The 19,622-nt window shown below is 47.5% G+C and carries 19 protein-coding genes; 17 read left to right on the top strand and 2 right to left on the bottom strand.

Going from position 1 to position 19,622, the window contains the following annotated elements:
• Positions 1 to 61: 61 nt before the first annotated feature.
• From AB4Z29_RS17050 to AB4Z29_RS17035, 4 genes are all read left to right on the top strand, one after another.
• Positions 62 to 664 carry a 3D domain-containing protein gene (locus tag AB4Z29_RS17050; protein ID WP_441944232.1) on the top strand — a complete coding sequence of 201 codons (603 nt, stop codon included), beginning with the start codon at positions 62 to 64 and terminating at the stop codon, positions 662 to 664.
• A 61-nt stretch (positions 665 to 725) separates the two neighbouring features.
• Complete coding sequence (locus AB4Z29_RS17045) at positions 726 to 854, top strand: hypothetical protein (protein WP_269433050.1); 129 nt, start codon at positions 726 to 728, stop codon at positions 852 to 854.
• Between the two features lie 128 nt (positions 855 to 982).
• Positions 983 to 2,380, top strand: coding sequence for a methyl-accepting chemotaxis protein (locus AB4Z29_RS17040; protein ID WP_441944231.1), 1,398 nt, complete (start codon positions 983 to 985; stop codon positions 2,378 to 2,380).
• A gap of 80 nt (positions 2,381 to 2,460) precedes the next feature.
• Entirely contained in the window at positions 2,461 to 2,844 is a 384-nt protein-coding gene (locus AB4Z29_RS17035) for a hypothetical protein (RefSeq protein ID WP_183558835.1), read from the top strand.
• Between the two features lie 221 nt (positions 2,845 to 3,065).
• On the opposite strand, the gene AB4Z29_RS17030 is transcribed toward AB4Z29_RS17035, so the two are convergent.
• Entirely contained in the window at positions 3,066 to 4,361 is a 1,296-nt protein-coding gene (locus tag AB4Z29_RS17030) for an ammonium transporter (RefSeq protein WP_441944230.1), read from the bottom strand.
• Between the two features lie 262 nt (positions 4,362 to 4,623).
• Between AB4Z29_RS17030 and liaF the strand changes: the two genes are divergently transcribed.
• The 11 genes from liaF to serC all read left to right on the top strand — a co-directional run bounded on the left by liaF (position 4,624) and on the right by serC (position 17,455).
• Entirely contained in the window at positions 4,624 to 5,673 is a 1,050-nt protein-coding gene (liaF, locus tag AB4Z29_RS17025; protein WP_441944229.1) for a cell wall-active antibiotics response protein LiaF, read from the top strand.
• 6 nt (positions 5,674 to 5,679) lie between these two features.
• Positions 5,680 to 6,714: a histidine kinase gene (locus AB4Z29_RS17020; RefSeq protein ID WP_441944228.1), complete on the top strand. Its 1,035-nt coding sequence runs from the start codon at positions 5,680 to 5,682 to the stop codon at positions 6,712 to 6,714.
• Between the two features lie 23 nt (positions 6,715 to 6,737).
• Positions 6,738 to 7,376, top strand: a complete 639-nt coding sequence (locus AB4Z29_RS17015; RefSeq protein ID WP_441944349.1) for a response regulator — start codon at positions 6,738 to 6,740, stop codon at positions 7,374 to 7,376.
• 74 nt (positions 7,377 to 7,450) lie between these two features.
• The gene (locus AB4Z29_RS17010) at positions 7,451 to 7,864 is read left to right on the top strand and encodes a YugN family protein (protein ID WP_441944227.1); all 414 of its coding nucleotides are present in this window, start codon (positions 7,451 to 7,453) and stop codon (positions 7,862 to 7,864) included.
• Between the two features lie 188 nt (positions 7,865 to 8,052).
• Complete coding sequence (locus AB4Z29_RS17005) at positions 8,053 to 9,717, top strand: S1C family serine protease (RefSeq protein ID WP_441944226.1); 1,665 nt, start codon at positions 8,053 to 8,055, stop codon at positions 9,715 to 9,717.
• A gap of 82 nt (positions 9,718 to 9,799) precedes the next feature.
• The gene (locus AB4Z29_RS17000; protein ID WP_183558822.1) at positions 9,800 to 10,492 is read left to right on the top strand and encodes a response regulator transcription factor; all 693 of its coding nucleotides are present in this window, start codon (positions 9,800 to 9,802) and stop codon (positions 10,490 to 10,492) included.
• Between the two features lie 4 nt (positions 10,493 to 10,496).
• Positions 10,497 to 12,014 (top strand): sensor histidine kinase, encoded by a 1,518-nt coding sequence (locus AB4Z29_RS16995; protein WP_441944225.1) that lies wholly within the window; start codon positions 10,497 to 10,499, stop codon positions 12,012 to 12,014.
• A gap of 40 nt (positions 12,015 to 12,054) precedes the next feature.
• Positions 12,055 to 13,041 (top strand): 4-hydroxy-3-methylbut-2-enyl diphosphate reductase, encoded by a 987-nt coding sequence (locus AB4Z29_RS16990; RefSeq protein WP_441944224.1) that lies wholly within the window; start codon positions 12,055 to 12,057, stop codon positions 13,039 to 13,041.
• A gap of 290 nt (positions 13,042 to 13,331) precedes the next feature.
• Positions 13,332 to 14,393, top strand: a complete 1,062-nt coding sequence (gene aroF / locus AB4Z29_RS16985) for a 3-deoxy-7-phosphoheptulonate synthase (protein ID WP_441944223.1) — start codon at positions 13,332 to 13,334, stop codon at positions 14,391 to 14,393.
• A gap of 335 nt (positions 14,394 to 14,728) precedes the next feature.
• Complete coding sequence (gene glnA / locus AB4Z29_RS16980; RefSeq protein ID WP_138754831.1) at positions 14,729 to 16,153, top strand: type I glutamate--ammonia ligase; 1,425 nt, start codon at positions 14,729 to 14,731, stop codon at positions 16,151 to 16,153.
• A 216-nt stretch (positions 16,154 to 16,369) separates the two neighbouring features.
• Positions 16,370 to 17,455, top strand: a complete 1,086-nt coding sequence (gene serC / locus AB4Z29_RS16975; RefSeq protein WP_441944222.1) for a 3-phosphoserine/phosphohydroxythreonine transaminase — start codon at positions 16,370 to 16,372, stop codon at positions 17,453 to 17,455.
• A 100-nt stretch (positions 17,456 to 17,555) separates the two neighbouring features.
• On the opposite strand, the gene AB4Z29_RS16970 is transcribed toward serC, so the two are convergent.
• Positions 17,556 to 18,278 carry a response regulator transcription factor gene (locus tag AB4Z29_RS16970; protein WP_183558810.1) on the bottom strand — a complete coding sequence of 241 codons (723 nt, stop codon included), beginning with the start codon at positions 18,276 to 18,278 and terminating at the stop codon, positions 17,556 to 17,558.
• Between the two features lie 150 nt (positions 18,279 to 18,428).
• Between AB4Z29_RS16970 and trmL the strand changes: the two genes are divergently transcribed.
• Positions 18,429 to 18,893, top strand: a complete 465-nt coding sequence (trmL, locus tag AB4Z29_RS16965) for a tRNA (uridine(34)/cytosine(34)/5-carboxymethylaminomethyluridine(34)-2'-O)-methyltransferase TrmL (RefSeq protein WP_183558808.1) — start codon at positions 18,429 to 18,431, stop codon at positions 18,891 to 18,893.
• 176 nt (positions 18,894 to 19,069) lie between these two features.
• Entirely contained in the window at positions 19,070 to 19,318 is a 249-nt protein-coding gene (locus tag AB4Z29_RS16960) for an AbrB/MazE/SpoVT family DNA-binding domain-containing protein (protein WP_183558806.1), read from the top strand.
• Positions 19,319 to 19,622 lie beyond the last annotated feature (304 nt).

Here is a 19,622-nt window from a genome sequence, read left to right as displayed (position 1 = left end):
ACATGTACGCATAAAGCTTGGGCCACTGGGGCATTATTCTTCTGAGGAGGAAGCAACCCAGATGGCCACAAGCTTTTTTTATTTCAGAAGAGGTTTTACTTTGCTGCTGCTTATTACTGTTTTTGTGATCGGTATAAATACAATGAGATGCTCAGCGCATGCGGAGCATTCCCATCCGAAAAAAAGTGCGAGTACGAGCTCGAGTGCTAGTATGGACTCAAAAACGGGCAAGGCATCGCGTGTGAACCCTGAGAAACTCGCTAAGGTAGAGGTAGTTGCTACCGGCTATACGGCAGGCGTGGAATCGACGGGTAAACGCCCAGGGCATCCACAATACGGAATCACCTATTCCGGTGTAAAGGTGCGCAGAGACCAGGTGTCAACGATTGCTGCCGATACGAGATTGTTCCCAATCGGAACCTTGCTCTATATCCCTGGCTACGGCTATGGCGTTGTAGCGGATACCGGCTCTGCGATAAAAGGGAAACGCATTGATTTGTATTTTGAAACGATCAAACAGGTGTACGAGCAATGGGGCAAGCGAACGGTGGATGTAGAGGTGCTTCGGATCGGAACGGGCAAGCTCTCACAGGCTTGGCTTAATCAAATCAATCAGGCAATTGAAGCAGGAAAGCCTATCCCACAAACGTATCTAGAATCGTAAATAGCCCGTATAATAAACGCCGATTCCGCCATACTATCTTTAGAACGGGGAGGTGATTATAATGGCTAAAAACAAAAACAACAAAGCCCAAAATAACCAATACAATGCGGAATTTGCAGAAGAATTGAACCAAAATAATGCTGCTGGCAAACAAGCAGCAAACACAGCGCAGCAAAAAGCAGAAAAGTAGTATTTTTTTCCATAAAATAACGTGAGTGAAAAGAGGAACCGTAGCGGTTCCTCTTTTCTTTTGTCCTATGCTGATATATAATTTAGGGAAATTTTGTATCAGCAAGCGAGAGGAGCGATAAACCTGACATGAGTCCCACGACCAGTTGGTTTTCACGGAATACGAAAGCCCGTTCAGCTGCCTCAGTAGAGGCGGATGATTCTGTTAAGATGACACGCTTGTTGAATGAATCCGTCGTCATCTCCGACCAATTAAACGCTGCTGTAGACGAAGTGGATCAATCTGCCAGCCGCTTGACTGAAATTGCTGATATCTCCTCAGAGCATGAACAGAAGCTGCGGTCGAACAGTACACTTGCGATGAGCCGAATTGAGGAAGCGTTCTCTGCGCTGCAAGAGGTTGCCTTGGCAGCCGAGCAGATCAGCGGGACATCAACGCATTTGAACACGAAGAGCAAAGAGACGAAGGATGTTGTTCTAGATGTTGTCCGTTCATTGACTAGCACGGATGAAGTTATGAAGAATTTGAACCGCAATAATCAATCGATGGAGGAGCATATTCGCCAGTTAATTGAACAAACCTCCCATATCAATGAAATTAATCAATTCATACAAGAAATTGTATCACAAACCTCGTTGCTGGCATTGAACGCTTCAATTGAAGCCGCTCATGCCGGCGAATACGGACGGGGTTTTTCTGTCGTTGCCCAGCAAATCAAAAAACTTGCGGAGCAGAGCGGGGAAGCAGTTAAACGTTCTTCATCCATCGTTGAGCAAATTGAAGGCAGAGTGAAGCAAGTTGTGGACGCAGTCGATACAGAGAAGCTTTCCGTTGAACGAGGGGTTGCGGAAATGAGTGTTACTCGAGATCGTATGGATCTTATTTTCTCTAGAATTGTTGAAGTGGATGAGCTAGTTGAACAGACGAGCGCAGCCAGCAAGCAGCAAACCGACCATATGACCGAATCAACGCTTATGCTGAAGGATGTCGTCGATTCGGTTCATAATACGCTTCAAAGCGTCGATAGCACGCTTGAGATGACAGAGCTGCAGCGTGAACAAATCGGCCATATGAACCGAATCAGCGAAACCCTTAAACGATCGTCCTCAGATCTGTCCCTAGCGATTGAGCAAGTAGGCGCTGGCCAAGCGAACCGTGAGATCAAAGTGAACGTCGCAGCTATTCAGGAATGGCTGAGATTGGCAGCTGCAGATGTGAAGCTGGCACAATTGAGTCAAACGGAGCATGAACCGAAGCTAACGGCTTTATTGAGATCAAAAGCCGAGATTGAGGCGATTTGGTCTAACCGGGCTGACGGTTCCTTTATCTTTTCTTTGCCGGAGGCAGGACTTATGAACGCAAAGGGAAGAGAATGGTGGAAACGGGCAATGGCGGGACAGATCTTTCGGTCTGAGGTTTATGTTTCTGCGATAACCAAGCAGCTGTGTTTAACCGTCTCGGTGCCTATCTATCGAGCGGATGGCAGCGTAGCTGGCGTAATTGGCGCAGATATTTCCATCGCGTAAAAAACAGTTTTCAACGATCCTGATTTGTTGTATGATTACATATGTAAGAAATAATAACATGACAAGACAGGTGAATTCTCATGACAGATCCGATCATTCATTCAGGCTTTGTAATTGCTGCCCATCATCGTAAAGCGGGCGAGGTTTTTCCTTTTATTGATGCCTACGTAGCTAAGAAAGAGCAGGAAATAGCCGAAATTGAACAGATGGTTGAGCGTTATGAGAAACGAAGGCTAATGGAAGACCGAGCTTATCAATCCATGTCTACACTAAGAAGAATGCTCACAGGCAAAAAGCCCGATCACCATTTGGCTGTTGAATATATCCATTTCGTAAGAAAGCCGATGGAAAAGGTTCGTGCACTGCGCCTTGAAATCGAAAGTGCCCGTTCCATTAAGAATGTAGCTGCTCCTACAGATATTGTTACGGTTTCCTACGAGCTTGCTAATGAGATGAACGAATAGCGCAAGCAGTTACGTGATGAATGACTAACGAAATAAATTGCAATATCAATGGCTAACGAGTCAATTGCAAATTAACGAAATCAATTGCATTTCCAATGACTAACGAGCCAATTGCATTATCAATGGCTAACGAGTCAATTGCATTACCAATAACTAACGAGTCAATTGCATATAGAAGAAAAGAACCGTCTTTGCCACGTGGCAAAGACGGTTCTTTGTGTTTATTTGCTGTTTCTCAAGCGATCGAAATCGAGGAAGTCATGCTCTTGGCTGTAGGCGGGTACGCCGTGTATGCCGACATCAAGCCCGATAAGCTCCTCGTCCTTGGATACGCGGACAGGCATCACTTTACGAATGAGCCATAGCGCCCCCCATGTAAGAAGGAAGCCCCAAACGGAAACGGTTACGAGTCCGAGCGCTTGCACGCCTAGCAGATTGAAGCCGCCGCCGTAAAATAATCCGTAATACCCTTTTCCGACTCCCTCCGTCAGTTCCGGAAGCGCGAACAGGCCAACTGCGAGAGTGCCAATGCTGCCGCTAACGCCGTGAACGGCAAAGGCGCCAACAGGGTCGTCTACCTGTCTGCCCTCCAGCCATTCCGTCACAAGCACCATTGCAATTCCGGATACAGCGCCTATCCCGATGGCCGCAATGTCGGAAACGAATGCGCAGCCTGCTGTTATTCCGACTAGACCCGCAAGCGAACCATTAATGACCATAGGGGGATCCGCTTTCTTATAGCGGAACATTGTGAACAGAATGCAAGTCGCGCCGCCTGCAGCAGCGGAGAGCATCGTTGTAATAGCGATATGGCCGATTGAACCGTTTGTAGCGCTAAGCGTGCTGCCTGCGTTGAATCCGAACCATCCAAACCACAGGATAAACGCCCCAACGGAAGCAAGCGGCAGGTTAGAAGGCGGTACAATGTTTACCTTGCCGTCAGCGCTGAATTTGCCGATTCGCGGTCCGATAAAAATTGCGGCTGCCAGCGCCGAGAAACCTCCCAAAGCATGGATAACGGCAGATCCTGCGAAGTCAATCATGCCCAGCTTTCCGAGAAAGCCGCTGCCCGACCAAACCCAGTGACCGGCAAGCGGATAGATAAAGCCCGTCATTGCGATGGTTAAGAGAATATAAGCTCTGAAATTGATCCGTTCCGCAACCGCTCCTGAAACGATGGAGATGACGGCAATTACGAACGCACACTGGAATAACCAAAAAGTTTCGTGAGTAATATTTAAGACAATGTGAGACAGGTCGCCATTAATGAGAAAGCCGGTTGTACCGATTAAACCGCCTGCATCTTGTCCATACATGAGAGCGAATCCAAAAAAATAAAAAACGAGTGCGCCGAAAGCGATGTCGACAAACACCTTCATAATAATGCTGACGGCATTCTTCTGCCTGACAAATCCCGCCTCAAGCAAGGCGAAGCCGCCTTCCATAAGCAAGATCATGGCTGCTGTCAAAACGACCCATATCGTATCCAGTCCCTTTGACAGTTCGATTACGTCCATTGCTTCATCCCCTGTTCCTTTATTTGTGCATAGTTGTCTCTATTATCCTAATCCGTTCATCATTATAAATAGAAGAAGTGAGCAATGTCAACGTGCGAAGTGATGTTTCATGACGCATGTTAGGTATGAATTGGATAGAATCAACAAAAGCTCCGTCTAGAGACTGACTGCGATTTCAATCGGTCGTCCCTTTTTCTATTGATTCCCGTCCGTTATACTAGGATTATCAAACCAAGATGGAATCGTAAGGAGCTGGAGCCGCATGAACGGAAATTTCGCAAACCGGTTGTTCACCGGGTTAGTCATCATTACAATTGGCGTGTTGTTTTTGCTTAGGCAGACAGGTCATGTGACCTTTGATATTGGTTATGTGATTTCCACTTATTGGCCTGTTGCGCTCATTATTGTCGGAATACGCGGTTTATTGTCCTGCAGGTCAAACGGCTCGGGTTCGAGCTGGTGGGGAGCCGTCGTGATGCTGATCGGCTGTATATTCCTAGGCCGGAATTTAGATCTATTCTCGTGGTCGATTGGCGATATTGTTCCTTATATTTGGCCAGTTGTCGTTATTTTAGTCGGTATTAATTTAATATGGAAACCTAAATCAAAGTTTCAGGAGCCTCCAACGGATGATTGGAAGTCTTATCAGCCTTATTCGGAAGAATCAACGGTTCCGCCGGCTCCTCCTCTGCATCCGGATCCTACTAAAGAGCCCCTTGAGGTTCCGAAGCAGGAAGCGAAGATGGAAGGTGAGGCTCATAAAACTTATGACGCATTTCCATCTGGCAAGAAGGAAAGCAAAGAGTGGAAAAATCATGATAAGGCAGAGCTCAAAAAGAACGCGCATGATTGGAAAAGAAACCATAATCATAAGCATAACCATAACCATAACCATAAAGAGCATGTAGAATGGTGGAGCCATGGTGACTCAAGCGTTCAGACTCGTTCCGGATTCATCGGCGACATTCACATCGGCCATGATTATTGGGATTTAAAGCCGCTTAATATCTCACATTTCATTGGCGATACGGTGCTTGATTTGACGAAAGCGCAGGTACACCCAGGCGAGACTAAAATTCATATCTCTTCCTTTATAGGCGACGTTAAGGTATTCGTACCGAATGATTATGAGGTAGGCGTGCAGGTCATATCCAGCGCTTTTATCGGTGACGTGAAAATATTGGGTCAAAAGGAAGGCGGATTATTCACGAATATTAATATCCAATCTCCTTCGTACCAAGAAACGGACAAAAAAATCAAGCTGATCGTCAGCACGTTTATTGGTGATGTGCGTGTCACGAAGGTAGGGTGATCGGAGATGATGGTTCGTTTTCTGCGGAGCGGCAAGTGGGAGCTGATCGGCATGTTCGTTATTGCCTCTGTTGTTTCGCTTGTGCTTGGTGCGGTTACCTGGCTCGGACTAATGAATGAAGCGGGAAAGACGGAAGTACGCCTTGGGGCGGCCTCCGTCTTCCTGCTTGTGAGCGCGGCTTTCGGTTATTGGGCAGCACAACGAATTGGACGACGGATTGATACGCTGCATTTGTCGTTAAAGCAGGCCGCTAATGGCAATTACGGCATTCGCATCACGGAAGGCGGGCATAATTCGTTTATTGAGGTTTATCGGGAATTCAATGAGCTTGCCGGGCAAATGGAAGAGAAAATGAAATGGCTGCAAATGCGCGGCGAGGAATATGTCATGACAGAATCCGCTTCTAATGAAGCAGCGGTTCTGGAGGAGCGTAAGCGGCTTGCAAGGGATTTGCATGATACGGTAAGCCAACAGCTTTTTGCGATTCATATGTGTGCCTCTTCGCTTCCAAAGCTGCAGCAGGTTGACCGCGAGCGTGCCGATTCTGTATTGGAGCAGCTAGTAAACATGTCCAATCTGGCGCAGAAGCAAATGAGAAATTTTATCGCGCAGCTGCGCCCAATGGAGCTCGAAGGTAGAACTTTATATGAAGCGCTGGATAAGTGGTTTCCTGATTATTGCCGGCAAAACAAGCTGCAGGGCGAATTGGAATGGCGTTTGAAGGAGCGCTTGTCCGAAGCGAAAGAGCATCAGCTGTTTCTAATCGCACAGGAAGCAATGGCTAACATTGTGAAGCATGCTGGCGCAGCAGGCTGTACGTTAACGCTTACGGACAATGAAAGACAGGTTGTGATGATTCTGCAGGATGACGGAATCGGATTCAAGCCCGATGAGGTCAAAAGAGGCTCCTATGGTCTTTCAACGATGCAGGAGAGGGCGCAAAAGCTTGGCGGAGCGGCAGAAATATGGAGCAAGCCTGGCGGCGGAACCAGAGTTAAAGTTACGATACCTAAGATGCTGAAGGGAGAACTGGAAGAGTGAGCGGAGCAGAGCAAATTAAAATTATGATTGTGGATGACCATGACATGGTCAGGACCGGTCTTCGGACGTATTTGATGCTGGAGCCTAAATTTCAAGTAATTGCGGAGGCGAGCAACGGACAGGCTGCTATCGACTTTCTGGATTCAAGTTCGGATGACAAACGCCCGCAAATTATTTTGATGGATCTAATGATGCCGGGAATGGACGGCATTGCTGCCACGAGAGCAATTATTGCCAAGCATCCGGAGATGAAGATCGTAATGCTGACGAGCTTTCTGGAGGATGATAAGGTTTATGGCGCGATCGAAGCAGGTGCTGTCAGCTATGTGCTCAAGACGGTTTCCGCCGAGGAGCTTATCTATGCGATTAGCGGCGCTTTCAAAGGAATGCCCGTAATGACGGCGGACGTATCCCAAGCCTTAACGAGAGGGCTTAGGCAGCGTACGGCGCAATCGGGAGATGAAGGCTTAACAGAGCGCGAGAAGGAAGTGCTGCTGCTTATTGCCGATGGCCAATCGAACAAAGAAATCGCAGAAGAGCTGCATATTAGCATCAAAACGGTGAAAACGCATGTGAGTAATCTATTAATGAAGTGTGAGCTGGATGATCGCACCCAGCTGGCTGTTCTCGCCCATCGCAAGGGTTGGGCGAATCGCACATAAAGGAAGAAATAGGCGGGCATACTACCTCTAGCCGAATAAAGCTGAGAAATATGCTAGGGGAAGGAGCGCCTTTCATGATACCGATATCGTCCGTGCTGGAGTCGCGGGAGCAACATTTTCTACAAACGAAGGAGCTGCTGGAGTCAAAGCAATTCACGCTCGGGGGCAACTGGGAATACGACGGAGGTTCATTTGACCGATCGCTTGATGAATCGCATAAAGTATGGCTTCGCATACCTTTCGAGGTGGTGGCAGGGCATATTGATATTGGTGAAGCCGATAACGAGGCAACGATCAAGATGGGGACGCCTTACGTGCTGAAGCATCTTTACCGGGAAGGAAATGATCCTGAAGCGTCGGTGCGCGTCGTCGGCGCGCTGTTCGATCAATTCCAAGCGCCAACTGATCCTGACGCACATATAGAGCCCAAATGGATTGACCAGGCTAAAGCGGCTCTTGATGAAGTTGAGCAGCTTTTCCCGCATTGAATACCAAATTTCCCATCCGGAAAACGTTTCCAAATTCACTTTGGAGCGTTTTTTTTATTTCTGTTTAAATTCCTTTTAAGTTTGTTTTAAGGTAGAATGTGCATGATAGAGCTATACCAAATAACAGGCTGCGTGCAAGAAGACCGCACGGGAGCATGATGCAATAAGATTCAAGGAGGAGAACGGACATGGATGATCAAAACAACAAAAAAGGCTTTGATGATTTCTTTCGAAAAAATGATGAGGAGCAAGGGGCGCCTGAACGTGTTGATAGCAGCGTAAACGAAGAGCCGCAAGCGGCAGCTGATACTCAGGAGCAAGCAGCTAAGCCCTCTTATTATTATTCTTACGGCCCTTTTAAAGCAAATGCTCAGGAAGGCGCAAATGCAGCCAATCCGGGTCCAAGCCCAGAGAAGCCTAAGCTGATTCAAGACGAGCCCTATGGGGACATACAGCGAACCCAACCCGATGCTTCGCATTCACAAGGTGCACTGCCGGAAGCGGAGCAGTCAAGGCCGCAGGCTCCGATCCAATCGCCAATTCGTTCGTTTAATCCATCTCCGCAGTCTGCAAAGGGACCTTGGCAGGTTCGCGAAACAAAACGAACTTCTTTTAAAGCGGTATTTGCATCGTTTCTTGCAGGCGTAATTCTTGTAGGGTCATTGATGTACACTGCCGATTTGAACAATTGGTTCACGAGCGAGCCGACTGCAGCGAGCACGACACAATCAAGCGGAGCGGGCTCTACGGCTTCTGCAGGAGCGGGAAGCTCAAGCGGTGCGGCTACGGTTGCAGCAAGACCTGACAACATCGCTCAATTGTTTGAGACGTCAAGTCCTGCAGTCGTAAAAATTGAGACGTATGTGAATACGGCTAAGCGAAGCAACAGCGGCAGCATGCTGGATGATTCCTTTTTCAGACAATTTTTCGGAGATGACTATCCGGGTACGACAGAGCCTGAAGCAGGAGCCAACCAAGATGATAGTCAAATGCAGCAATCAGGAATAGGTACAGGCTTTTTCTTCGAATCGACTGGCTATATCCTAACGAATCAACATGTTGTAGGCGAGTCCGATCAAATTAAAGTTATTGTGCAAGGCTATGATAAGCCGTTCACTGCTGAATTGCTTGGATCGAGCTATGATCTAGATTTAGCCGTACTTAAAGTGACTGGCGACAAAGCATTCCCAACGCTGCCGCTCGGCAACTCCGACAACATTAACATTGGTGATTGGGTTGTGGCGATCGGCAATCCGTACGGCTTCGATCACACGGTAACTGTAGGGGTGCTTAGCGCGAAGGAACGTCCTATCGATATTCAAGATGCACAAGGCGAACGCAAATACGAGCATTTGCTGCAAACGGATGCTTCTATTAATCCCGGCAACTCAGGGGGTCCGCTGCTGAACGTGAACGGAGAGGTAGTCGGTATCAATACAGCGGTAAGCTCGCAAGCTCAGGGTATCGGCTTTGCGATTCCGACGAGCACGATTCAGGAAGTGCTTGAGAATCTTAAAAACAACACGACGATTCCTAAGCCAGCTGTTCCTTATATCGGTGCAGAGCTGCAGGATGTAACGGCAGATATCGCGAAGCAGCTTGGTATGGATACGGTGGAAGGTTCTATCGTTCGTAATGTATACTATAATTCTCCGGCATATCTAGCCGAACTTCAGCAATTTGACGTTATTGTCGGAATTGACGGCAAGAAATACGGAAATACGCAGGAGCTCATTGCCGCGATACAAACGAAGAAGGTCGGCGATAAGGTCGAGTTGAATATCGTACGCAAAGGCAGCGCTATGAATTTGCAGGTTGAGATCGGCGATAAGAATTTATCGGGCGCTCAATAAGATTAAAAGAATGACGTAGGGCAAAAAGCGCAGAGTGACAGATGGCTCTGTGCTTTTTGCTGCAAATAAAGGGGATACGCAGATGAGGCAGCATATTGTGGTAGTAGATGACGATGACAAAATTATTTCGTTGCTTAGAAGAAGCTTGGCATTCGAGGGGTACGAGGTGACAACGGCTTCAAATGGCATGGAAGGTTTGAAGGTGCTGCTCAAAGCCGAGCCTGACTTGCTTATACTCGATGTTATGATGCCGCAGGTGGACGGCTGGGAGGTTTGCCGCCGCGTGCGCGAGAGCGGAAGCACGGTGCCGATTATGATGCTAACAGCAAAGGATGACGTCATTGACCGGGTAAAGGGGCTTGATCTCGGGGCAGACGACTATTTGGTCAAGCCATTCGCGCTTGAAGAGCTGCTCGCCCGCGCCCGCGCGCTGCTGCGCCGCAAGTCGGACAAAATCGAACAATCCAGCAACCAACTATTATATGAAGATTTAATATTGGATATGGATGCGAGAGAGGCTATTCGTTCCGGGCGCCGTATTGAGCTTACATCCAAGGAATATGACCTGCTTCTGCTGTTTATGCAAAATCCGCGCCGCGTGCTTACCCGCGATGCGATTATGGAGAAAATATGGGGCTATGATTTCAGCGGTGAATCGAATGTGCTTGAGGTATATATTGCGATGCTGCGCCAAAAGGTAGAGGACGGAGGCAAAAACCGGCTTATTCAGACGGTTCGCGGCACCGGCTATGTGCTTCGCGGAGAGGCAGGTTAGGCATATGTCTATTAGGCTGAGGCTTACATTATGGATTTCGGGCTTGCTAGCTGTTACGATGATCGTTTTTGGCATCGGCATTTACTTTTTCGTCAACTGGAATACGTATGCTGAGATTAAAGAACAAATGAGAGTCCAAGATAGCAAGATTGATGTGATCGGGGCAACGAATTTTTTGGATCAAACGTTGGATTTAATTGTAGGCCCTCAATTTCGAATAGAAAAGAAAGATATGTTCATTCAATTAGTGAATTATAAAGAAGGCGCTATCAAGCAATCGAACAATTTTCCCTATGAATTCGTCATTACCTACCCTGAAGCAAAAACGAATCCGAAAAAGGGTTTTGTAAAAACGCATGTCGTCATTAATAAAAGCAAATACTCCATGCTGACCTACCAGCGGCCCTATTATTTGGATAAAGATTTGGTAGGACTGGTTCAGGTTGCCGTATTTTCGTATAACGAGGAAAGATTTTTAAGCGGGCTCCGTACGATTCTCATATTCTCCTCGTTAGCAGTCGTTTTTATCGCATTCACGGTAGGGCTATTCGTGGCTCGCCAAGCCTTGCGACCGATTGAACGGGTCATTCGCGCCACGGAGCAAATTGAGAACGGCTCAGATCTTAGCGTTCGGATACCAGCATTGGGGCCGAAGGATGAGATCGGCAGGTTGGTCACTACATTGAACATTATGTTGGGACGACTTGAAATGGCGTATAACGAGCTTAATGAAGCCTATAAGGCACAGCGAAGGTTCGTATCCGATGCGTCGCATGAGCTGCGGACGCCGTTAACGACGATTAGAGGAAATATTGAGCTTCTAGAGCGGATGTGGACGAAGGTAAAGGAAACGAACCAAAATGCGGAAACCGGGGAATGGATGCCGCTTGATCTAGATCGGTGGGAAATGTCGAAGGAATCGATGAGCGATATATCTGCCGAAGCGACCCGAATGAGCACGCTGGTGAATGATCTGCTCGCATTAGCAAGAGCGGATGCAGGGTACACCATGGAGAAGACGCCACTTGACCTAATGCCGCTTACGGAGGAGGTTGTCCGCAGGGCACAGCTGCTTCCGCGAACAGCGGATTGGGTGGTCGGTGATCTAAATTCGCTTGTTGGCGTTCGCGTGAATGCGAATCACAATTATTTGCAGCAGCTGCTGTTTATTTTTATTGAGAATGCGTTCAAGTATACCCCGGAAGGTTCGATAGAGCTAAGTGCGGTTCGGAATGACCAGCAGATCGGGTACGTCATTCAAGATACAGGGATCGGCATGAACCCGGAGGAGATTCCACATATCTTCGACCGCTTCTACCGGGCAGATGAGTCAAGAGGCGTTACCGTCGGAACGGGCCTTGGCTTGTCGATTGCAAAGTGGATTATTGACGAGCACCAAGGGTCTGTGGAAGTGACGACACGGGAGGGCTTCGGAACGAAGTTTATTATATGGCTGCCATTAAGCTTTTCTGACACGCCTCATTCGTCTATAATAGTAGCAACGGATGAAATGAAGGAATGATAAATGTTACGTATATCCGGTCAGAAAGCAGGTGCAAGGAATGGAAATCGTAAGAATATCACCGCGCGGCTACTGCTATGGCGTCGTTGACGCGATGGTGCTGGCTTTGCAAACGGTCAAAAACTTAGAGCTGCCAAGGCCCATCTATATATTAGGCATGATCGTTCATAATGCGCATGTTACGGATGCATTCGAGCAGGAAGGCGTTATCACGCTCGATGGCGCGAACCGTCTCGATATTCTCGATCAGGTAGATAAGGGGACTGTTATATTTACAGCGCATGGTGTCTCTCCCGAGGTCCGCCAGCGCGCTCGCGAGAAAGGCTTGTCTGTCGTGGATGCTACCTGTCCCGATGTAACAAGAACGCATGATTTGATTCGCGACAAGTCAGCCGAGGGCTATCATATTATTTATATCGGCAAGAAGGGGCATCCCGAGCCGGAAGGCGCAATCGGTGTTGCGCCGGAGCAGGTGCATCTTATTGAGCGTGAAGAGGAGATTGCTTCTCTTAACGTGCCAGAGGGCCGTATTCTCATAACGAATCAAACGACGATGTCGCAATGGGATATCCGTCATATTATTAGCCGCCTATTGGAGCAGTATCCGACGGCAGAGGTGCACAACGAGATTTGCATGGCAACCCAGGTCCGTCAGGAGGCTGTTGCCGAGCAAGCAGGGGAGGCCCAGCTTACGATCGTTGTAGGCGATCCGAGAAGCAACAACTCTAATCGACTCGCCCAGGTTTCTGAAGAAATTGCAGGAGTGAAAGCCTATCGAGTATCCGATGTGTCGGAGATCGAGCAGGAGTGGCTTAAAGGCATAGACCGCGTAGCGGTTACCTCAGGCGCTTCTACGCCGACTCCGCTGACGAAAGAAGTGATCACCTACCTGGAGCAATATGATCATAGCAATCCGGATACGTGGGAGATTCGCCGTACTGTGAATATGAATAAGCTATTGCCTAACGTTAGGGTTAAATCCACTGTTTCGCCGTCAGCAACGGCAACGGCAGAAAAACCGGAATAAACCGCGTATCCAAATCGAATAAAGAAGCCAGGCTCATCGTAGAGAAAATACTCGCGGTGAGTTTGGCTTCTTTCTTTTTTACAACGCATGGGTTGACGCTTGCCGCATTCTCGTGTATATTTACTTTAGTGATTAAAAGCGTAGAAGCTTAAAAGCTACGAAGCATAAAAGCCTTAAAGCGAAAGAGGCACTGTTAATATTTATGCTTTCCCAATGTGCATACCAGACAAGTAAATGCTCGCGAAACGGGCCTTGCTTTATCCAACCAATAAAATTCAGGAGTGATCCCTATGATCGTTATTACACATTCAAACATTGCAGAAGAACGCATTTCCGAAATCGTCGCCCATATTGAAAAAGCAGGCGTTCAGGCGCATGTGTCCAGAGGTACGGACCGTACGGTTATTGGCATTATCGGCCAGGCTGAGCCAACCCTTGCTGAGCACTTGCGTCAAATGAAAGGCGTAGAAAATGTCATCAAAATTTCAAAGTCCTACAAGCTGGCAAGCCGCGACTTCCATCCGGACGATACGGTGATCGATATTAAAGGCGTGAAAATCGGCGGAAGCAACCTCGTTATTATGGGAGGACCATGCGCCGTTGAAACACCGGAGCAGATCGATGAAATCGCTCGTCTGGTGAAAGCCGCAGGCGGTCAAGTATTGCGCGGAGGCGCGTTCAAACCGCGTACAGGGCCTTACAGCTTCCAAGGCGTAGGCGTAGAAGGTTTAGTCATGATGGCCGAAGCAGGGAAGAAGCATGGGCTCCTGACGATCACCGAGGTTATGACGCCTGAATACGTAGACGTGTGCGCGGAATACGCTGACATTCTGCAAGTAGGTACGCGCAACATGCAAAATTTCGATTTGCTGCGCAAGCTTGGAACGATTCAAACGCCCGTGCTTCTGAAGCGCGGATTCAGCTCCACGTATGATGAATTCCTCAATGCAGCGGAATACATTCTAGCGGGCGGGAATCCAAACGTTATGCTTTGCGAGCGCGGAATCCGAACGTTCGAAACGTACACGCGCAATACACTCGATCTGTCGGCTATACCGGTACTGCAATCACTCAGCCATCTGCCGGTCATCTCGGATCCGAGCCATGGCACAGGACGCCGTGAATTGGTAGAGCCGATGTCCAAAGCATCGGTAGCTGCAGGCGCTAACGGCCTAATCGTGGAAATGCATACAGATCCTGATAATTCAATGACTGGAGACGGCGTACAATCGCTCTTCCCAGATCAATTCGCTAATCTTTTGAAGGATTTGGAAAAGCTTGCACCAATCGTTGGCAAGCAATTCGATACAGAGAAAGCACCGGTGGAAGCTTTTAAAGAATGGAAGATCTAATTCTTGGATAAATCAAAAAAGCTTTGCCGCCTTTGAAGAGGCAGCAAAGCTTTTTTGATTGCAGCTGGCAATTTCTGCCGTGTGAAAAAAAGGCTGAAACTATCTCTCAGCCTTTGCTATTCAAGGGATGAGGCGAAATTCGAGATGCTTTAAGGAGGAATTGTGAACAACTGTTCAAACTTGTAAGTATAGCTTACATAGCTTTAAAAAATACCTTACATAGCTATTGACGGAGATTGAGAGCTAGTTTTATAATAACGACATGGATTTGGAGCAATAATTGAACAATACCTGTTCAACACTACGCTAATGTTCGGAAATGGAGGAAATTATTAATGTCAGTTCAAAACGTTTTGGACAATATTAAAGAAAACAGCATTCAGTTTGTAGATTTCCGCTTCGTGGATCTTCTTGGTCATGCTCACCACATTACACTGCCAGCAGCTGAGGTAGACGCTGATACTTTCGTAAACGGGGTAGCATTCGACGGTTCTTCCATTCACGGTTTCCGTGGTATTGAGAATTCCGATATGGTTATGATCCCAGATACAGAATCCGTATTTATCGATCCTTTCACTGATCACCCTACACTAAACATTATGTGTAATATTCATACACCTGAAGGCGACCGCTATGACCGCGATCCGCGCAGCATCGCTCAAAAGGCTGAAGAGTATCTTCAAACAACTGGCATTGGTACGACAGCATTTTTCGCGCCAGAGCCTGAATTCTTCATCTTCGACGAAGTTCGCTACGAAAGCTCAATGAATTCTTCCTCGTACATGGTTGAATCCGAAGAAGCTGGCTGGAACACGAACCGCAAAGAAGAAGGCGGCAACCTTGGTGGCAAAATTCCGGTAAAAGGCGGCTATGTTCCTGTAGCGCCAGTTGATTCCCAACAAGATATCCGCAGCGAAATGGTTCGCCTATTGCAAGAGTCGGGTCTTCGCGTTGAGCGTCATCACCATGAAGTTGCTACAGCTGGTCAAGCGGAAATTAACTTCCGTTTCGATACCCTTACCAAAACAGCTGACAACCTGATGAAATTCAAATATATCATTCACAATACAGCTCGCCAATACGGCAAAACGGCTACTTTCATGCCGAAGCCTCTATTCGGTGACAACGGTAGCGGTATGCACGTTCATACTTCTATCTTCAACGGCGACGAGCCAATGTTCTACGACAAAGGCGCGTATGCAAACCTTAGTGAGCTTGCTATGCACTACATCGGCGGCGTGCTTTACCACGCTCCGGCTTTGATCGCGATCACTAACCCAAGCACGAACTCGTTCAAACGCCTTGTACCTGGTTACGAAGCACCAGTTAACCTTGTATTCTCGAAAGGTAACCGTTCCGCAGCAATCCGTATTCCGATTGCAGCTGTAACACCTAAAGGCTGCCGTATCGAGTTCCGTACACCGGATAACACAGCTAACCCGTACCTTGCATTCGCAGCTATGCTGCTTGCAGGTCTTGACGGTATCAAGCGCAAGCTTGATCCAGTAGCTCTTGGCTACGGTCCTTTCGACAAAAACATCTACGAATTGCCAGAAGAAGAGAAAAAAGAAATTCGCAGCGTTCCTGGAACGCTTGACGAAGCGCTTAGCGCTCTTGAAGCTGATTCCGATTTCTTGACAGAAAGCGGCGTGTTCACGAAAGAATTTATCGAGAACTACGTAGCAATCAAACGCCAAGAAGCGAAAGCTGTTGCAATCCGCATTCATCCGCATGAGTTCAGCCTTTACTACGATTGCTAATCCAATCGCTATGGAATATAAGAAACGGGTCCTTCTAGGGCCCGTTTTTTTATGGATTATGAGCAAAATGTAAATGAAAACCGAATGTTCATTGTCGGTAATTCGACATACGTTCGACTTTTAGTTCTTTTAATATGCGGAATACACTTGATGAAGGCCTCCAAAATTGCTATCATAACCATATCATAAAGAAACTATAGAGGTGGGTATCCGAAGATGACACGAGCATTTAATTTCAATGCAGGACCAGCCGCAATTCCACTCGAGGTGCTGAAGCAGGCGCAGGAACAATTTGTTGATTATCAAGGCGCGGGCATGTCCATTATGGAAATGTCTCACCGCAGTAAAATGTATGAAGCGGTAAACGATAAATCGCAGTCCTTGCTTCGCGAATTGTTCGGAATTCCTGAAAATTACGATGTGCTGCTTCTGCAAGGCGGCGCAAGCACGCAATTTGCCTTGCTTCCTATGAATCTTCTGCAGGCTGGCAAGCCAGGCGCGTATGTAATGACGGGTGCTTGGGCAGATAAAGCGCTGAAGGAAGCGAAGCTTGTCGGAGAAACGGTTGTAGCCGCATCGACGGAAGCCGACAAATTCATGCGCATGCCGACATTGTCTGAGATTGAGATTCCGGGAAATGCATCTTATTTGCATCTTACTTCGAATGAAACGATTGGCGGGACCCAGTTCAAGGAGTTTCCTGAAACGGGTGATGTGCCGTTAATAGCGGATATGTCGAGTGATATTCTAAGCAAACCAGTTGACGTAAGCAAATTCGGCGTTATCTATGCTGGCGCTCAGAAAAATTTGGGGCCATCGGGCGTTACGCTTGTTATTATCCGTAAGGACCTTGTTGAGAATGGCTCGAAAACCATACCTGCAATGTTCAGATACAGCACGCATGCGAAGAGCGGCTCGCTCTATAATACGCCGCCGTCTTTCTCCGTCTACATGATGAATCTCGTGCTGGAGTGGATCAAGAATAAGGGCGGAGTTGCCCAGCTGGACCAGATTAACCAGAACAAAACAAAGCTTATTTACGATACGATTGATCAAAGCGGAGGCTTCTATATCGGCTGTGCGCAGCCGCAAAGCCGCTCGCTTATGAATATAACGTTCCGGATCCAGAACGAGGAGCTTGAAGGTTTGTTCGTGAAGGAATCGGAGAAGGAAGGTTTTGTAGGCTTGAAGGGACATCGCGATGTCGGCGGTTTGAGAGCTTCGACCTATAACGCTGTACCGCTTGAAAGCTGCCAGGCACTTCAGCAATTTATGATTGATTTCCAAAAACGCAACGGATAACTGCCGATATCCCTGTGCGGTAGGTATCAGCAGGGTACAACAAGCCGCCCTCTCCTTGCAAGAAGCAGGAGAGGGCGGCTTTCATTTGCATAACTGATGATTATGCCTGAAGCGCAGAGTTCTCGGCAACCTGGGGGCCGCCCATCTTATAGCCGACGTTGCGAACGGTCATAATGTACTCCGGCGTACGGGCATTTTTCTCGATTTTGTCACGAAGATGGCTAATGTGAACGTCAACGATGCGAGTATCGCCAAGGAAGTGGTAATCCCACACGCCATGCAGCAGCTGCTGGCGGCTGAGTACTTTGCCCTTGTGCCGGCAAAGAAACAGGAGAAGCTCGAATTCTTTTGGCGTAAGCTCTACAGGCTTGCCATCGATGAATACTTCACGCTGCTCAACTAGAACCTTCAGCCTGCCAATCGTAAAGGTGGTTTCATCCGACGTGCCCGGCAAGGACTGGACTCTGCGGAATATGGCTTGAATGCGTGAAACAAGCTCTTGCGGACTGAATGGCTTAGTCATATAATCATCGGCGCCGTTATCGAGACCTGCAATTTTATCGGTAACGTCCTGAAGCGCAGTTAGCATAACGATCGGTACGGCATTGCTTTGCTTGCGAAGCTCGCGACAAACTTGGATTCCGTCCATTTTGGGAAGCATGAGGTCTAGCACGATCAAATCCGGGCGAAATGGTTTCAGCATATCAAAGACTGCTTCACCGTCGCCTACACAGCGTACATCAAAGCCTGCCAGCTTTAAATTAAATTCAATCAGCATCGAAATGGATGGCTCGTCATCCACGACCAGTATCTTTTTTCGCATGGTTCAGCTCTCCTTCATGTGTTTCCGCCTATTCTGTTTCCTATTATGAGGGTTGAAATTATGCTTGAGATTAACGGTACGTAAAGTGGGTGTAAAAATATTTAGCATTTTCGTGTATAATAGGCAAAATGAGAGGTGAGATAGAAAGCCATGCCATTTCATATTGTTTTGGTAGAACCGGAAATTCCGGCTAATACAGGGAACATATCGCGTACCTGTGCCGCAACCGGTACAATTCTGCATTTGGTAAGACCGTTGGGCTTCGATACGGATGACCGTACGTTGAAAAGAGCGGGACTCGATTATTGGCATTCTGTACAAATCGAGTACCATGATTCCTTTGAAGAAGTGCTGTCTGCGAATCCGCAGGGGCGTTTTTTCTATGCAAGCACGAAGGCGAGCAAGCCATATTCACAATTCGATTATCAGGATGGCGATTTTTTTGTTTTCGGCAAGGAAACAAAAGGTTTGCCACAGGAGCTCATAGATGCGAATATGGAAACTTGTATCCGGATGCCGATGACAGATAAGGTTCGATCGCTCAATTTATCGAATTCAGCAGCAATCATCGTGTATGAGGCGCTTAGGCAAATTGATTTTCCTGGACTTGACTAATAAAGTTTCTTTATTTATCATTTTTTGGGATTTATTAGCCTGAAAAAAAGTTTTTATTGCAGGATATTAAGAAATTATGAAAATGGGAAGGAAAAGCCGAAGAGCCATCGAAAGACTATAACGCAGGGGTTTCTCAAAGATGACTTGCGAAACCAGACACAGAAGAGGTGAAAGTGATGAAACCAGCAGGTGTAGTAAGGAAAGTGGACCAACTCGGACGTATTGTACTTCCAAAATCATTACGTAAACGTTATTTGATGAACGAGGGCGATCCCGTTGAAATTTTCGTCCAAGGTGACCATATCATTTTGGAGCGTTATCGCCCCAAATGCGTATTTTGCGGATCGATGGTTGAAGTTCGTGATTTCAAGGATCGATATGTATGCGGAGTATGCATGGAGGAAATGGCGGTTATTCAGCGTTAATTAAAGCTGGGAGCTGCTGCCGGAACGAAATGAAGCTTCCCGTAGTGAGCATAAGGCTCGTGCGGGAAGCTTCATTTGTTGTGAAGGGCGTTTCCTTCATAAGGAAGCGCCGGCACGCTATACGGAACCGAACGCTTGCTATATACCGATTGCAAACCGGATTATAGTCCTTTTGTTTTGTCTTCGTTGTAGGAGCTGGTAAGCATCGCCGTAATGAACAATGCAAACACAGTCATGACGATAATAAAGTTCATCTGTGGGACACCTCCAAGTATATTGTCTTTATTATAACCAACGTCGGCTA

Source organism: Paenibacillus sp. 2TAB23 (assembly GCF_052115165.1).
Taxonomy (GTDB): Bacteria; Bacillota; Bacilli; order Paenibacillales; family Paenibacillaceae; genus Pristimantibacillus.
Note: the sequence above shows the minus strand (reverse complement) of the source record. Positions and strands in the feature narration are given on the sequence as shown.

Coding starts and splice junctions, on each gene's coding strand:
- AB4Z29_RS17010 (WP_441944227.1), top strand. CDS start 7,451: ATGATACCGATATCGTCCGTGCTGGAGTCGCGGGAGCAACATTTTCTA.
- AB4Z29_RS17015 (WP_441944349.1), top strand. CDS start 6,738: ATGATTGTGGATGACCATGACATGGTCAGGACCGGTCTTCGGACGTAT.
- AB4Z29_RS17005 (WP_441944226.1), top strand. CDS start 8,053: ATGGATGATCAAAACAACAAAAAAGGCTTTGATGATTTCTTTCGAAAA.
- serC (WP_441944222.1), top strand. CDS start 16,370: ATGACACGAGCATTTAATTTCAATGCAGGACCAGCCGCAATTCCACTC.
- AB4Z29_RS17045 (WP_269433050.1), top strand. CDS start 726: ATGGCTAAAAACAAAAACAACAAAGCCCAAAATAACCAATACAATGCG.
- glnA (WP_138754831.1), top strand. CDS start 14,729: ATGTCAGTTCAAAACGTTTTGGACAATATTAAAGAAAACAGCATTCAG.
- AB4Z29_RS16960 (WP_183558806.1), top strand. CDS start 19,070: ATGAAACCAGCAGGTGTAGTAAGGAAAGTGGACCAACTCGGACGTATT.
- liaF (WP_441944229.1), top strand. CDS start 4,624: ATGAACGGAAATTTCGCAAACCGGTTGTTCACCGGGTTAGTCATCATT.
- aroF (WP_441944223.1), top strand. CDS start 13,332: ATGATCGTTATTACACATTCAAACATTGCAGAAGAACGCATTTCCGAA.
- AB4Z29_RS17030 (WP_441944230.1), bottom strand. CDS start 4,361: ATGGACGTAATCGAACTGTCAAAGGGACTGGATACGATATGGGTCGTT.
- AB4Z29_RS16995 (WP_441944225.1), top strand. CDS start 10,497: ATGTCTATTAGGCTGAGGCTTACATTATGGATTTCGGGCTTGCTAGCT.
- AB4Z29_RS16990 (WP_441944224.1), top strand. CDS start 12,055: ATGGAAATCGTAAGAATATCACCGCGCGGCTACTGCTATGGCGTCGTT.
- AB4Z29_RS16970 (WP_183558810.1), bottom strand. CDS start 18,278: ATGCGAAAAAAGATACTGGTCGTGGATGACGAGCCATCCATTTCGATG.
- AB4Z29_RS17040 (WP_441944231.1), top strand. CDS start 983: ATGAGTCCCACGACCAGTTGGTTTTCACGGAATACGAAAGCCCGTTCA.
- trmL (WP_183558808.1), top strand. CDS start 18,429: ATGCCATTTCATATTGTTTTGGTAGAACCGGAAATTCCGGCTAATACA.
- AB4Z29_RS17050 (WP_441944232.1), top strand. CDS start 62: ATGGCCACAAGCTTTTTTTATTTCAGAAGAGGTTTTACTTTGCTGCTG.
- AB4Z29_RS17035 (WP_183558835.1), top strand. CDS start 2,461: ATGACAGATCCGATCATTCATTCAGGCTTTGTAATTGCTGCCCATCAT.
- AB4Z29_RS17000 (WP_183558822.1), top strand. CDS start 9,800: ATGAGGCAGCATATTGTGGTAGTAGATGACGATGACAAAATTATTTCG.
- AB4Z29_RS17020 (WP_441944228.1), top strand. CDS start 5,680: ATGATGGTTCGTTTTCTGCGGAGCGGCAAGTGGGAGCTGATCGGCATG.